Below are 13,395 nucleotides of genomic sequence, written 5' to 3' on the forward strand. Positions count from 1 at the left end.
TTGCGGAGTCCATGAAAGACCTTGCTGCAGTCCGGGCACCATCCACACCCTTCGCGAGGAGATCCCGATATGCGTAGGACCGCACGATCCCTGGCCCTGACGGCCGGGTTCGCCGTGCTCGTCTCCGCCTGTGGCGGCGGCGAGACGACCGATCCGGAGGCCACGGACACCGGGGCCGCCACCGAGACGGCAACCGAGACCGCCGCTCCGGAGAGCACGGAGACCGAGGGCGCCCCGACCCGGGCGGACGCCGACCTCGTCATCTGGGCCGACGAGAACCGGGCGAACGCCCTGCAGGCCACCGCCGAGCAGTTCGGCGCCGACAACGGGATCACCGTCGCGGTCCAGACCGTGGCCACCGACCTGCAGACGAACTTCGTCACCGCCAACACCGCCGGCAACGGCCCCGACGTCGTCATCGGCGCGCACGACTGGATCGGCAACCTCGTCCAGAACGGCGCCATCGACCCGCTGCCGCTGTCCGAGGCCGACCAGGCCCGGTACGCCGAGGTCGCCATCAAGGGCGTCACCTTCGACGGCCAGATCTACGGGCTGCCCTACGCGGTGGAGTCCATCGCGCTGTACCGCAACACCGACCTCGTCGCCGAGGCTCCGCAGACGATCGAGGAGCTGGTCCAGCTCGCCAACGAGTCCGGCGCCGAGAACCCGCTGTGCCTGCAGGTCGGCGAGAACGGCGACGCCTACCACATGCAGCCGCTGTACACCTCCGCCGGCGGCTACCTCTTCGGCGAGACCCCCGAGGGCGACCCGGACCCGACCGACGTGGGCGTCGGCAAGGAGGGCTCCATCGTCGCCGCGGAGAAGATCGGCGAGCTCGGCGCCCAGGGCGTGCTGAAGACCTCCATCACCGGGGACAACTCCATCGCGCTGTTCACCGAGGCCGCCTGCCCGTTCCTCGTCTCCGGGCCGTGGGCGCTCGGTGACATCAACACCGCGGGGATCCCCTACGAGATCACCCCGATCCCGGGCTTCGAGGGCATGGAGCCGGCGCGGGCCTTCACCGGCGTCCAGGCGTTCTACGTCGCGAGCAAGGGGGCCAACAAGGCCTTCGCGCAGGAGTTCGTGCTCAACGCCGCGAACACCCCGGAGACCATGCGAGCACTGTTCGACGCCGAGCCGCGCCCACCGGCGATGACCGAGGTCCTCGAGGCCGTCGCACCCGAGAACCCGGACGTCGCGGCGTTCGCCGAGGCCGCCGACGCCGGCCAGATCCTCCCGGCCATCCCGCAGATGGCCGCCATCTGGGAGCCGCTGGGCAAGGCGGAGGCCGCCATCGTCGGCGGCGCCGACCCGGCCAGCACCATGCAGACCGCCGGCGAGACGATCGCCGCAGCGCTGCAGTGACCGACCCCCGCCCCGCCCGCGGCGCCTCGGCCCGCGGGCGGGGCGGGTCCACCCTCACCCCTGCCAGCAGGCCGACGACGTGGAGGACCCGGTGAGCTCGCTCCAGGACGTCCCCAGACGACCCGGTCGACCGGAGCGCTCCGTCGGGGTCGCCGCAATCCTCGTCAAGCTGCTCGGGCTCGGCCTCGTCGTCGCGCTCGTCCTCAGCGTGACACCGGCGCTGCTCGCCGCCGAGGACTACGCGATCCTCGTCGCGATGTGGGTGACGGCCGGGGCGCTCGTCGCCGTCTACGGCACCACCAGGCTCATCCCGCTGAAGTACCTGCTGCCGGGAACGCTCTTCCTCCTGGCGTTCATCGTCTACCCGATCATCAGCACGTTCGCGATCTCCTTCACGAACTTCGGCGACGGCAAGCGGACGTCGAAGGAGGAGTCGATCACCCAGATCATCGGCCGGTCGGTCCAGCAGCTGCCGGACTCCCCGACGTACACGCTGACCGTCGGCGCCACCGGCTCCCCGACCGAGGGGCCGTTCACGTTCTTCCTCGTCGACGACGCCGACGGCTCGCTGTACCGCGGCACCGCGGAGGGCCTGGAGCCGCTCGAGGAGGACGAGGTGACCGTCACCGACGGCCGGATCACCGAGGCCCCCGGCTTCACGATGCTGGACGCCCGGCAGGTCAACGACGCCGGGCCGCTGATCCAGGACTACACGGTGCCGACCGAGGACGGGGCGATCCGCCCGCTCGGCATCGGTCGGGCGTTCGAGGGCACGACGATCCTGCAGTACGACGAGGACGCCGACGCGATCACCGACACGTCCACCGGGCGCACCTACCCGGTGGCGATGGTCGGCGACTCGGAGTACTTCGTCGACCCGGAGACCGGCCGGCCCGCCTTCTCCCAGAGCTGGCAGCAGAACGTCGGGCTGGCCAACTACGAACGCGTGCTGACCAACCCCACCATCCGGGCCGACTTCGTCCGCATCTTCCTGTGGACCCTGGCGGTGGCCGTCCTGTCCGTCGCCACGACGTTCGCGCTCGGGCTGTTCCTCGCCGTCGTCCTCAACGACCCGCGCGTGCGGGGCCGGCGTCTCTACCGGTCGATCCTGCTGCTGCCCTACGCGATCCCCGCGTTCATCTCCCTGCTGGTGTGGGCGAGCTTCTACAACCGCGACTTCGGCCTCATCAACGACATCCTCCCGGGCAACCCGAACTGGCTCGGTGACCCCTGGCTGGCGAAGGTCGCCGTCCTGCTGACGAACCTGTGGCTGGGGTTCCCGTACATGCTCGTGGTGAGCACCGGCGCCCTGCAGGCCATCCCGGCCGAGCTCAAGGAGGCCGCCGCCATCGACGGGGCGAGCGGCTTCACCGCCTTCCGCCGGATCACCTTCCCGCTGCTGCTGGTCGCCGTCGGCCCCCTGCTCGTCGCCTCCTTCGCCTTCAACTTCAACAACTTCAACCTCATCCAGCTGCTCACCGAGGGTGGACCGTTCCCCGCGGACAACCCGCAGGCCGGTCACACCGACATCCTCATCAGCTACACCTACCGGCTGGCCTTCGGCGCCGGGGGCGCCCAGTTCGGCTTCGCCGCCGCGGTGTCCGTCGTCCTGTTCGTCCTGACCGCCGTCATCGCGACCATCCAGTTCCGGTACACCCGGGTGCTGGAGTCGGTGAGCTGAGGAGCCCGTCATGACCTACACCCCTCAGCCGCTCGGATCCGCACCGGGGGAGAACGTCGAGCCCCAGGACGCCGGGCTCGCCTCGACCGAGCGGACCCGCCGCACCTACGAGGAGCCCAGGCCGCGCGGGATGCGCTGGTGGCGGGAGATCGGCTGGCGGCACGTCGTCGGGCTGGCCGCCGTCGCCTTCGCCGCGTTCCCGGTGCTCTACGTCGTCTCGGCATCGGTGAACCCGCTCGGCACCATCGGCACCACCGGCCTCGTCCCCACCCGTTTCGGCCTGGACAACTACGCCGAGCTGCTCAGCGGGGACCGGGGCCCCTTCCTCACCTGGTACGTCAACACCCTCGTGCTGTGCGCCGTGGTGACGGTCGGCCAGGTCCTCGCCAGCGCCCTGGCCGCCTACGCGTTCTCCCGGTTCCGCTTCCGCGGCCGGCGCGGCGGTCTGCTGACCATCCTGCTCATCCAGATGTTCCCGCAGTTCCTCGCGATCGTCGCACTGTTCAACCTGTTCAGCCGGCTCGGGGAGGCGATCCCGCAGATCGGGCTGAACACCCTCGCCGGCTACGGGCTCATCCTCATGGGCGGTGCGATGGGCCAGGTCTGGCTCATCAAGGGCTTCTTCGACTCCATCCCCCGGGACCTCGACGAGGCGGCCATCATCGACGGCGCCACGCACACCCAGGTCTACTTCCGGATCATCCTGCCGCTCGTGCGCCCGATCCTCGCCGTGACCGGGCTGCTCGCCTTCGTCGGTGCGATCAACGAGTTCATCATCGCGAGCATCTTCCTCACCGACGACAGCGTGAAGACCCTCGCCGTCGGCCTCTACGGCATCATCGACGGCGACCGGAGCAACAACCTCGGCGTGTTCGCCGCCGGCGCGGTGCTCACCGCGCTGCCGGTCGTGCTGCTGTTCCAGTACCTGCAGAAGTACATCGTCGGCGGGCTGACGGCCGGCTCGGTGAAGGGCTGACGACCAACGCCATGGGCCGCCACAGCGACCGCTCCGCCCACCTGCTCGACCTGCCGCACCACGACGGCTCTGCGCTGTACGTCACCGACGACGCCCCGGCGCCAGGCTCCACCGTCACCGTGCGGCTGCGGGTGCCGCACGCCCACCGGGCCCGGCACGTCGTCGTCCGCCAGCTCCGCGACGGCGAGCCGCTGCTCGTGCCGGCCGAGGTGGAGAGCGCGGACGACGTCCAGACCTGGTGGCGGGCCGACCTCACCGCGCACAACCCGCTGACGGCGTACCGGTTCTTCCTGCACGGCGAGGACGGCGGCTACCGGTGGCTCGACGCCGCCGGACTGCACGAGCGCGACGTCACCGACGCGCACTCCTTTCGGGTGGCGACCCGCCCGGGCCCGCCGTCCTGGGTCCAGGACGCCGTCGTCTACCAGGTGTTTCCCGACCGGTTCGCCCGCTCCGGCGTCCACCACGACACCCCGGCGTGGGCGGAGCCCGCCGACTGGGACGACGACGTCGTCCACCGGGGGCCGCACGTGCAGCGGCAGTGGTTCGGCGGTGACCTGGCCGGTATCGAGCACCACCTCGACCACCTCGTCGACCTCGGCGTCACCGTGCTGTACCTGACGCCGTTCTTCGAGGGCCGGTCGAACCACCGCTACGACGCGGTCACCTTCGACCGGGTCGCCCCCGAGCTCGGCGGCCAGCAGGCGCTGGTGTCGCTGGTGCGAGCGGCCCACGCCCGCGGGCTGCGCGTCCTCGGCGACCTCACGACGAACCACACCGGCGCGGGCCACGAGTGGTTCCGCCGCGCGGTCGCCGACCCGGGCAGCGAGGAGGCCGGGTACTACCTCTTCCGCCACCACCCGGACGACTACGTCAGCTGGCTGGACGTCCCCAGCCTGCCCAAGCTCGACCACCGCAGCGCCGCCCTGCGGCGCCGGCTCACCGACGGACCCGACTCGGTGGTGGCCCGCTGGCTGCGCGACCCGGTGGCCCTCGACGGCTGGCGCATCGACGTCGCGAACATGACCGGCCGGTACGCCGACGTCGACCTGGCTCACGAGGTGGCCCGCACGGTGCGGGCCACGATGGCCGCCGTCGAGGCGCAGACCGGCCGTCCCACCTGGCTGCTCGCCGAGCACGGCCACGACGCCTCCGCGGACCTCGCCGGGGACGGCTGGCACGGCACGATGGCCTACTCCGCGTTCACCCGGCCGGTCTGGGCGTGGCTGACCGAGCCCGGGCACGGCCTCACCTTCCTCGGGCTGCCGGTCGAGGTCCCCAGCCTGCCCGCCACCGCGGTGGCCGCGACCGTGCGGGACTTCGTCGCCTCGGTCCCCTGGCGGTCGCTGGCCGCGTCCTCGACCGCGCTGGGGTCCCACGACACGCCGCGGATCCGGACGGTGGTCGGTGGCGGGACGGCGGGGGGCCTGGGCGCCGGCCGGGCAGGACGCGACCGGCACCTCGTCGCGCTCGCCCTGCTCGTCGGGATGCCCGGGGTCCCGATGGTGTTCGCCGGCGACGAGATCGGGTTGACCGGCGTGGACGGCGAGCACTCCCGCACCCCCTTCCCCTGGCACCGGCGGACGGAGTGGGACGAACCGACCCTGCTGGCCTACCGGACGTGGCTGGGGCTGCGCCGCGACCACGTGGCCCTGCGTCGCGGCGGGCTGCGCTGGGTGCACGTGGGCGCCGACTCGATGACGTTCCTGCGCGAGCACGCCGACGGCTCGGTGCTGGTCCACGCCGCCCGTGCCCGGCACGACCGGGTCCGCGTCCCGCTGCGCGCCCTCGGCGTCACGAACATCGGGGACGTGCGGACCCTTGCCGGAGCGGACGTCGTCGGAGAGGATGCCAGCACGCTGGCCCTGCCGGACGACGGTCCGGCCGCGCACGCGTACCTGCTCCCGCCGACCGGCGGGGGCTAGACCCCTCACGACGGATCGTCCGGCACGTACCTGCCGGTGAGAGGACACACGATGGCCACAGTCACGTTCGACAAGGCGACCCGGGTCTACCCTGGCGCCGACGAGCCCGCGGTCGACCAGCTCGACCTGCAGATCGCCGACGGCGAGTTCCTCGTCCTCGTCGGCCCCTCGGGGTGCGGCAAGTCCACCTCGCTGCGGATGCTCGCCGGGCTGGAGGAGGTGAACGAGGGGCGCATCCTCATCGGCGACCGGGACGTCACCAACGTCCAGCCCAAGGACCGGGACATCGCCATGGTCTTCCAGAACTACGCGCTGTACCCGCACATGACCGTGGCCGACAACATGGGCTTCGCCCTGAAGATCGCCGGGGTGAAGAAGGACGAGATCCGCCGGCGGGTCGTGGAGGCCGCGAAGATCCTCGACCTCGAGCCGTACCTCGACCGCAAGCCCAAGGCGCTCTCCGGCGGGCAGCGGCAGCGCGTCGCGATGGGCCGGGCCATCGTCCGCCAGCCCCAGGTGTTCCTCATGGACGAGCCGCTGTCGAACCTCGACGCCAAGCTGCGGGTGCAGACCCGCACCCAGATCGCGCAGCTGCAGCGCCGGCTCGGCGTCACCACCGTCTACGTCACCCACGACCAGGTCGAGGCGATGACGATGGGCGACCGGGTCGCGGTGCTCAAGGACGGCGTGCTGCAGCAGGTCGGTGCCCCCCGGCACCTGTACGACCACCCGGACAACGTCTTCGTGGCCGGCTTCATCGGCTCACCGGCGATGAACCTGCTCGAGCTCAAGGCCGTCGACGGCGGCGTGGAGTTCGGCGACACCACGTTCCCGGTCGCCCGCGAGGTGCTCGGCCAGGCCGGGGCGGGCCAGGTCACCGTCGGCGTCCGCCCCGAGGACCTCGAGCTGGCCGACCGCGGCCTGGCCGTCCAGGTCGACGTCGTCGAGGAGCTCGGCGCCGACGCCTACGTCTACGGCCGGACGACGATCGCCGGCGACGAGTACGAGATCATCGCCCGGGTCGACGGCCGGCAGCCCCCGGCCAAGGGCGAGACGGTGCACTTCCAGCCCAAGGAGGGGCACGTGCACCTGTTCTCCACCGTGGACGGGCGCCGGCTCGGCGACTGACCCGGTGCCTCTGGACATCACCGCCGCGGCCCCGGACCCGGAGCTGCTCGACCTGCCGTGGGAGCTCCCGCTGGAGGAGTGGCCGTCGGACCGACTGGCGGCCCTCCCCCGCGGGATCTCCCGGCACGTCGTCCGGTTCGTGCGGGTGAGCGGCCACGTCCTCGCCGTCAAGGAGATCACCGAGGCCTACGCCCGCCGGGAGTACGCCCTGCTGCGCACCCTGCGCCGGCTGGGACTGCCCACGGTCGAGCCGATCGGGGTCATCGCCGGCCGGCAGGACGCCGCCGGCCGGCCGCTGGAGTCGGCGCTGCTCACCCAGCACCTGCAGTTCTCCCTGCCCTACCGGGCGCTGTTCAGCCAGACGCTGCGCCCGGAGACGGCGACGCGGCTCGTGGACGCGCTCGCGGTGCTGCTCGTCCGGCTGCACCTCAGCGGCTTCTTCTGGGGCGACGTGTCGCTGTCGAACACCCTGTTCCGCCGGGACGCCGGCGCGTTCGCCGCCTACCTCGTCGACGCCGAGACCGGGGAGCTGCACGACACGCTCTCCACCGGCCAGCGTGAGCACGACCTCGAGGTGGCGCGGGTCAACATCGCCGGGGAGCTGCTGGACCTCGCCGCCGGGGAGCGGCTGGACCCGGCCGTCGACCCGGTGGACACCTCGGAGGTCATCGTCCACCGCTACCGCGAGCTGTGGGCGGAGCTCACCGAGCCCGAGTCCTTCGAGCGCGGCGAGCGCTGGCGGGTGGCTGCCCGGATCGCCCGGCTCAACGACCTCGGCTTCGACGTCGGCGAGCTCGCCATCTCCACCGACGTCACCGGGACGACGGTCCGGATCGAGCCGAAGGTCGTCGACGCCGGGCACCACTCGCGCCGGCTGCTGCGACTCACCGGGCTCGACGTCCAGGAGAACCAGGCCCGCAGGCTGCTCAACGACCTCGACGCCTTCCGCGCGGCCACCGACCGGCAGGGCGACGACGAGGAGATCGTCGCCCACGAGTGGCTCACCACCGTGTTCGAACCGGTCGTGCGGGCCGTGCCGCGCGAGCTGCGCGGCAAGCTCGAGCCGGCCGAGGTGTTCCACGAGGTGCTCGAGCACCGCTGGTACGAGTCGGAGCGGGCCGGGCACGACATCCCCCTCGCCGAGGCGGTGCGCAGCTACGTCGAGAAGGTGCTGCGGCACAAGCCGGACGAGGCCGCGGTGCTCGGTGTCGACACCCAGGCGCTGCCCGTCGTCGCCGGTGGTCCGCCGCCGGGTGACGGGGAGGACGGCTGAGTCAGCCGCGGTCGCGGTGCCGGGCGATCTCGTACAGCGCGATCCCGGCGGCGACCCCGGCGTTGAGCGACTCGGTCGCGCCGGACATCGGGATGCGGGCCACGACGTCGCACGTCTCGCGGACCAGCCGGGACAGGCCGGCCCCCTCGGCGCCGACGACGAGCACGACCGGGCCGTCGGCGACCGGCACCTGCGGCAGCGGGGTGTCGCCCCCGGCGTCCAGCCCGACGACGAAGCAGCCGGCCCGCTGGTAGCCCTGCAGCGCCCGGGTCAGGTTCGTCACCCGGGCCACCGGCACGCGTGCCGCCGCCCCGGCGGACGTCTTCCACGCCGACGCGGTCATCCCGGCGGCCCGCCGCTCGGGGACGACGACCCCGTGCCCGCCGAACGCGGCCGCGGAGCGGACGACGGCGCCGAGGTTGCGGGGGTCGGTGACCCCGTCGAGGGCGACCAGCAGCGGGACCTCACCGGCCGCCCGGGCGGCCTCGAGCAGCCCGTCGGCGTCGGCGTACTCGTACGGCGGCACCTGCAGGGCGAGCCCCTGGTGGACCGCGCCGTCGGTGAGCCGGTCCAGCTCGGCGCGGGAGGCCTCGAGCACCGGCAGCCCCCGGTCGGCGGCCAGCCGCAGCGCCTCGCGCACCCGGTCGTCGGCGTCCACCCGGTGGGCGACGTAGAGGGCGACCGTGGGCACCTCGTGCCGCAGCGCCTCGACGACGGAGTTGCGTCCCGCGATCGTCTCCGGTGCCCCGGGTGCGCCGCCGCGCCGCGGCGACCCCGACCGCTGGGTCGCCGCCCGCCGCTCGGCGGCCTTCTTCCGCTGGTGCGCGACGTGGTACTCCCGGTCCTCGGCCTTCGGGGTGGGCCCCTTGCCCTCCAGGGCGCGGCGGCCGCGGCCGCCGCTGCCGACCGTGGCGCCCTTCTTGGACCCCGGACGGCGCACGGCCCCCGGTCGACGCGAGTTTCCGGCCATGTCAGCTCTCCTCGTGGTGGCGGGCGAGCGACCAGCGCGCCCCGTCCGGGGTGTCCTCGACTGCGATCCCGGCCGCGGCCAGCTGGTCGCGGATGGCGTCGGCGGTGGTGAAGTCCCGGGCCGCCCGCGCCGCGGCGCGGGCCTCCAGCCGGTCCCGGACGAGGGCGTCCAGGGCAGCCAGCGCGGGGGCCGGGCCGGCCGCGGTGCCGGCGCCGGCCCAGTGCGGGTCCTGCGGGTCGATGCCGAGCACGCCGGTCATCGCGGTCACCTCGGCCCACGCCCGGTGCGCGGCCGCGGTGTCCCCGGCGTCCAGCGCGCTGTTGCCCCGGCGCACGGTGTCGTGGACGACGGCGAGCGCCCCGGCCACGTTGAGGTCGTCGTCCATCGCCGCGCGGAAGGCGTCCGGCCACGAGGCCGGCTGCCCGGCGGCGGCGTCGGCCCCGGCCGGGCGCGCCCGCTCGAGGAAGCCCTCGATCCGCTCGACGGCGGCCTCGGCCTCGCGCAGCGAGTCGGACGTGTACTCGATCGTCGAGCGGTAGTGCGCCTGGCCCAGGTAGTACCGGAGCACGAGCGGCCGGGTGCGACGCAGCACCTCCGGCACCAGCAGCGAGTTGCCGAGCGACTTGCTCATCTTCTCGCCGCCGATGGTGACCCAGGCGTTGTGCAGCCAGTACCGGGCGAAACCGAAGCCGGCAGCACGGGACTGCGCCTGCTCGTTCTCGTGGTGGGGGAAGCGCAGGTCCACCCCGCCGGCGTGGATGTCGAAGGTGTCGCCGAGGTACCGGCGGGCCATCGCCGAGCACTCCAGGTGCCATCCCGGCCGCCCCCGGCCGTACGGCGTCGGCCAGGACGCGGTGACCGGCTCGCTCGGCTTCCAGCCCTTCCACAGCGCGAAGTCCCGCGGGTCTCGCTTTCCCCGCGGGTCGGCGTCCTCGGCCGGCGCCATGTCCTGCGGCCGCTGGTGGGTGAGCGCCCCGTAGTCGGGGAACGAACCCACGTCGAAGTAGACGTCACCGGAGCCGTCCTCGGCGACGTAGGCGTGACCGCGCTCGAGGAGCAGCTCGACGAGCTCGAGCATCTCGGTGACGTGCCCGGTGGCGCGCGGCTCGTACGTCGGCCGGCGGACGCCGAGCGCGTCGTACGCCTCGGTGAACGCCACCTCGTGCCGGTAGGCCCACGCCCACCACGGCACGCCGGCCTCGGCGGAGCGGGCGAGGATCTTGTCGTCGATGTCGGTGACGTTGCGGATGAACGTCACCCGGTACCCGTGGCCGGCCTCCAGCCAGCGCCACAGGACGTCGAACGCGACACCGGAGCGGATGTGGCCGATGTGCGGTGGCGCCTGCACCGTCGCCCCGCACAGGTAGACACCGACCTCGCCCGCGGTCAGCGGGACCAGCTCGCGGACCTCCCGGGTGGCGGTGTCGAACAGGCGCAGGCTCACCGGCCACAGGCTACCGGCCGCGAGCACGGGCCCTGCGGCCCTGGGACGGGCCGCCGGTGGGCGTCGTAACCTGTCCGCAGGAGGTGGGCGATGCCTTCTGGTCCGGCCGCCACCGGGCACGAGCCGGTGCGAGTGTCCCTGCACGGGCGGGAGATCAGCTACCTGGACGTCGGGCAGGGTCCGGTCGTCGTCTTCGTCCACGGGCTGCTCGGCTCGCACCGCAACTGGCTGCACCTCGTCGACGACCTGGCCGCGACCCGCAGGGTCATCGCACCGGACCTGTTCGGCCACGGCGCCTCCTCCAAGCAGCGCGGGGACTACTCGCTCGGCGCGCACGCCGCGGCGCTGCGGGACCTGCTGGACCACCTGCGGATCGGATCGGTGACGCTCGTCGGCCACTCCCTCGGCGGCGGCATCAGCCTGCAGCTGGCCTACCTGTTCCCCGAGCGGGTGGATCGGCTCGTGCTGGTCTCCAGCGGTGGCCTGGGACGCGAGCTCGGTCTCCTGCTGCGGGCCCCTGCGCTGCCCGGCGCCGAGCTCGTCATGCCACTGGTGGCCTCGACGTGGGTGCGTCGCGGCGGCCAGTCGATCGGACGCGGTCTGGTCCGGCTGGGGCGGGACCCGGGTCACGACGTCAACGAGGCGTGGCGCGGCTTCCTGCAGCTCGGCGACGCGGAGAGCCGCCAGGCGTTCATCACCACCGTCCGCTCGGTCATCGACCCTGGTGGGCAGATGGTCTCCGCGGACGACCGGCTCTCCCGCATCACCGTGCCGGTGCTCGTCGTGTGGGGCGGGCGCGACCGGCTGATCCCGATGTGGCACGGGGCTCGTGCCGCGCAGCGGATCCCCGGCAGCAGGCTGGAGGTCTTCGAGAACGCCGGGCACTTCCCCCACCTGGACGACCCGGAGCGTTTCGCCCGGGTGCTGCGGGAGTTCATCGAGGCCGGCTGACCGGGTGCGCGCGGACGCCGGCCACGGGTCCGCCCGCCCGCCGGTCAGCCGAGCGCCAGCACCCGGCGGACGGCGTCCGCCAGCTCGGCCGGTGCCCGGACGCACGCGGCGACGTGCGCGTCCGGGCGGACCAGCCAGATCTCGTCGTCCGCTGCCCGCAGCGCCTGGCTCAGCACGCCGCGGGGATCGACCGCCGTCAGCGCCAGCACCCGCACCGGCAGGCCAGGCGGTGCCACGTCGCGCACCGCGTCGGCGCACGCGGTCCGGTCGGCCGCCGGACCGGTGAGCACGAGCAGACCACGCCGGCAGAGCTCCCGTACCCGGGTGACGCCGGGGTCCTCGGGGTCGACCGCGGGCCCGTCCGGCAGGACGACGCCCGGGACCGGTTCGGGGGCGCGTCCCCGCTGCGGGCGGCCCGGCCACGGGCGGTGCGGGCACGGGGTGGTGAGCGGCGAGGACACGTACCAGAACGGCTCGGCGAGCCGGCCGGAGTCGACGTCGCGGGCGGCGGCCGGGTCGTGCACGGCGGCCTCGAGCACCTCGAGCCGGCGCCGGTACGCCTGCGGGCTCTGCGGGACGAGGAAGTCCATGGTCCGGGAGGTGACCTCGAGGTTCTCGTCCGCCGCCGCGCCCCGCTCGATCTCGTAGGAGTCGAGGAGCGCCTGGCCGGCCCAGCCGCGGAGCACGAACGCCAGCTTCCACGCGGCGTTCTCGGCGTCCCCGACTCCGGAGTTCAGCCCGCGCGCGCCGAACGGCGCGACGAGGTGGGCGACGTCCCCGGCGAGCAGCACCCGCCCGACGCGCAGCCGGTCGGCCCGGCGGGCGTGGAACCGGTACACCGAGCTCCACACGACCTCGTAGTCCTGGTCGCCGATGACCTGGCGGATCCGGCGGTCCAGGGAGCCGTCCGCGCGGGCGGCGTCGAGGTCGAAGCCTGGTTCGACCTGCCAGTCGATCCGGTACACCGAGTCCGGGCACGGGTGGATGAGGACCTGGCGGCCGGGGTTCCACGGCGGGTCGAAGTAGAACCGGCGCTCGTTCTCCCAGCCCGGCAGCTCGGCGCGGATGTCGCAGATGAGGAAGGCGTCGTCGAACGAGCGGCCGTCGAAGTCGACGCCGAGCGCAGCGCGCAGCGCGCCGCCCCTGGCTCCGGCGCAGGCCACCGCCCAGGCGGCCCGGACGGTCACCTCGCCGTCGTCGGTCCGGCAGCCCAGGCGCACCCCGGCGTCCGAGGACTCGACCGTCACGACCTCGTGCCCCCAGCGGACGTCGATGAGCTGCTGGGCGGCGATGAGCTCGTCAAGCACCTCCTCGGTGCGCGCCTGGGAGATGTTGACGAACGCCGGCAGCGGCGAGCTGCCGGGGTCCTCCAGCTCGATGCTGAACAGCTCGCGGTCGCGGTAGAACGTGCGGGCGACGGACCAGGTGACGCCTTCCTGCGCGATCCGGCCGGCACCGATGGACGCCCAGACGTCGAGGACGTCGCGCTGCTGGCAGATGGCCTTGCTGCCGACCACGTCACGTTCGCGGCGGGCGTCCAGCAGGACGACGGGCACACCCCAGCGGGCGAGCAGCAGCGCGGTGGTCTGGCCGACCGGGCCGTTGCCGACGACGGCGACGGGCTCGGTCGGCGGCAGCGCAGGGGTGCCCCGCGGGTCGGCCGCGGCCGGGGCAGTCGTCAT

General features: G+C 73.4%; 10 protein-coding genes. 7 read left to right on the forward strand and 3 right to left on the reverse strand.

Annotated features, from left to right (window positions below; translation table 11 throughout):
- The first annotated feature begins 69 nt into the window (after nucleotides 1-69).
- From HJG43_12610 to HJG43_12635, 6 genes are all read left to right on the forward strand, one after another.
- Nucleotides 70-1,365, forward strand: coding sequence for a maltose ABC transporter substrate-binding protein (locus tag HJG43_12610; protein UER55240.1), 1,296 nt, complete (start codon nucleotides 70-72; stop codon nucleotides 1,363-1,365).
- 91 nt (nucleotides 1,366-1,456) lie between these two features.
- Nucleotides 1,457-3,046, forward strand: coding sequence for an ABC transporter permease subunit (locus HJG43_12615; GenBank protein UER55241.1), 1,590 nt, complete (start codon nucleotides 1,457-1,459; stop codon nucleotides 3,044-3,046).
- Nucleotides 3,047-3,056: 10 nt separating this feature from the next.
- Nucleotides 3,057-4,022, forward strand: coding sequence for a sugar ABC transporter permease (locus tag HJG43_12620; GenBank protein UER55242.1), 966 nt, complete (start codon nucleotides 3,057-3,059; stop codon nucleotides 4,020-4,022).
- 11 nt (nucleotides 4,023-4,033) lie between these two features.
- Nucleotides 4,034-5,947, forward strand: a complete 1,914-nt coding sequence (locus HJG43_12625; protein ID UER55243.1) for a glycoside hydrolase family 13 protein — start codon at nucleotides 4,034-4,036, stop codon at nucleotides 5,945-5,947.
- A 51-nt stretch (nucleotides 5,948-5,998) separates the two neighbouring features.
- On the forward strand, nucleotides 5,999-7,075 hold the full coding sequence (gene ugpC, locus HJG43_12630; GenBank protein ID UER55244.1) for a sn-glycerol-3-phosphate ABC transporter ATP-binding protein UgpC: 1,077 nt from the start codon (nucleotides 5,999-6,001) through the stop codon (nucleotides 7,073-7,075).
- 4 nt (nucleotides 7,076-7,079) lie between these two features.
- Nucleotides 7,080-8,348 carry a DUF4032 domain-containing protein gene (locus HJG43_12635; protein ID UER55245.1) on the forward strand — a complete coding sequence of 423 codons (1,269 nt, stop codon included), beginning with the start codon at nucleotides 7,080-7,082 and terminating at the stop codon, nucleotides 8,346-8,348.
- Nucleotide 8,349: 1 nt separating this feature from the next.
- On the opposite strand, the gene rlmB is transcribed toward HJG43_12635, so the two are convergent.
- Together rlmB and HJG43_12645 are read right to left on the reverse strand one after the other, a co-directional pair.
- A complete protein-coding gene (gene rlmB / locus HJG43_12640) occupies nucleotides 8,350-9,318 on the reverse strand; it encodes a 23S rRNA (guanosine(2251)-2'-O)-methyltransferase RlmB (protein ID UER55246.1) in 969 nt (322 codons plus the stop codon).
- A 1-nt stretch (nucleotide 9,319) separates the two neighbouring features.
- The gene (locus HJG43_12645) at nucleotides 9,320-10,762 is read right to left on the reverse strand and encodes a cysteine--tRNA ligase (protein ID UER55247.1); all 1,443 of its coding nucleotides are present in this window, start codon (nucleotides 10,760-10,762) and stop codon (nucleotides 9,320-9,322) included.
- Between the two features lie 90 nt (nucleotides 10,763-10,852).
- Here HJG43_12645 and HJG43_12650 point away from each other — a divergent pair, with 90 nt between their 5' ends.
- On the forward strand, nucleotides 10,853-11,713 hold the full coding sequence (locus HJG43_12650) for an alpha/beta fold hydrolase (protein ID UER55248.1): 861 nt from the start codon (nucleotides 10,853-10,855) through the stop codon (nucleotides 11,711-11,713).
- Nucleotides 11,714-11,757: 44 nt separating this feature from the next.
- Here the strand turns inward: HJG43_12650 and HJG43_12655 are convergent, their stop codons facing one another.
- On the reverse strand, nucleotides 11,758-13,395 hold the full coding sequence (locus tag HJG43_12655; protein ID UER55249.1) for a pentachlorophenol monooxygenase: 1,638 nt from the start codon (nucleotides 13,393-13,395) through the stop codon (nucleotides 11,758-11,760).

The organism is Kineosporiaceae bacterium SCSIO 59966 (assembly GCA_020881835.1).
Taxonomy (GTDB): Bacteria; Actinomycetota; Actinomycetes; order Actinomycetales; family SCSIO-59966; genus SCSIO-59966.